We start from the raw sequence: 1,125 nt of genomic DNA, 5'->3' as shown, positions 1-1,125 counted from the left end.
ATGCGCGGGCGAACCGGTTGGCGCGGGAGTTGGTGGCCCGGGGGGCGGGGGCGGAGCGGTGTGTGGCGTTGGTGCTGCCGCGGACGTCGGATCTGCTGGTCGGGTTGTTGGCGGTGTTGAAGTCGGGGGCGGCGTATCTGCCGTTGGATCCGTCGCATCCGGTGGACCGGATCGGGTTCATGGTGGGGGATGCGCGGCCGGTGCTGGCGGTTGCGGTGGGGTCGACGGCGGGTGTGCTGGGTGGTGCGGTGCCGTTGGTGGTGCTGGACGACGCGGTGACGGCTTCGTCGGTGGCGTCCCGCGGGTCGGGTGACCTTGGTGTGGAGGTGCTGCCGGGGCACCCGGCGTACGTGATCTACACATCGGGTTCGACGGGTCGGCCCAAGGGCGTGGTGGTCGAGCACGGCAGTCTGGCGGAGCTGTTCCACACCCACCGGCGCACCCTGATCGACCAGTACTTCGCCGACCGCACCGGCGTGCCGGTGGGTCTGGTCGCCGGCATCACCTTCGACACCTCCCTGGATGCGGTGTGCTTCCTGCTCGCCGGACACCAGCTGCACCTGATCCCGGACGAGACGCGGCTCGACGGCGCCGCGCTGGCGCGGTACATCGCGGACCACCGGCTCGACTTCCTGGACCTGACGCCGTCGTACCTGTCGGTGCTGCTCTCCGAGGGCCTGCTGTCGGACTCCCACGACCACGTCCCAGCGGTCCTGATGGTGGGTGGGGAGGCGCTGGGTGCGGAGTTGTGGTCGCGGCTGCGTTCGGCCGAGCGGACGGTGGTGCTGAACTACTACGGGCCGACGGAGTGCACGGTGGATGCGGTGGCGTGGCCGCTGTCCGGGTCCGCGACGCCGGTGATCGGGCGTCCGCTCGAGAACACCTCGGCGTATGTGCTGGACGAGCAGCTGCGGCTGGTCGCCCCGGGCGTGGCGGGGGAGTTGTTCCTGGCCGGTTCCGGGCTGGCTCGCGGGTATCTGGGCCGGCCGGATCTGACGGCGGAGCGGTTCCTGCCGGATCCGTTCGGAGTGGCGGGCTCGCGGATGTACCGCACGGGTGATGTGGTGCGCTGGACGGCGGCCGGGGTGCTGGAGTACCTGGGCCGGGCCGACGACCAGGTGAAGA

Annotated in this window: 1 protein-coding gene; it reads left to right on the top strand. The window is 71.1% G+C overall.

Annotation, left to right across the window (positions count from 1 at the left end):
- Nucleotides 1-32: 32 nt before the first annotated feature.
- Nucleotides 33-1,125 (top strand): amino acid adenylation domain-containing protein (locus AB0D08_RS40855; protein ID WP_359895443.1); only part of this gene is annotated, 1,093 nt, incomplete at its 3' end.

Origin of the sequence: Kitasatospora sp. NPDC048540 (assembly GCF_040651175.1) — a bacterium.
Classification (GTDB): domain Bacteria; phylum Actinomycetota; class Actinomycetes; order Streptomycetales; family Streptomycetaceae; genus Kitasatospora.
The sequence above is the reverse complement of the archived record's forward strand: the minus strand, read 5'-3'. Positions and strand labels throughout refer to the sequence as shown.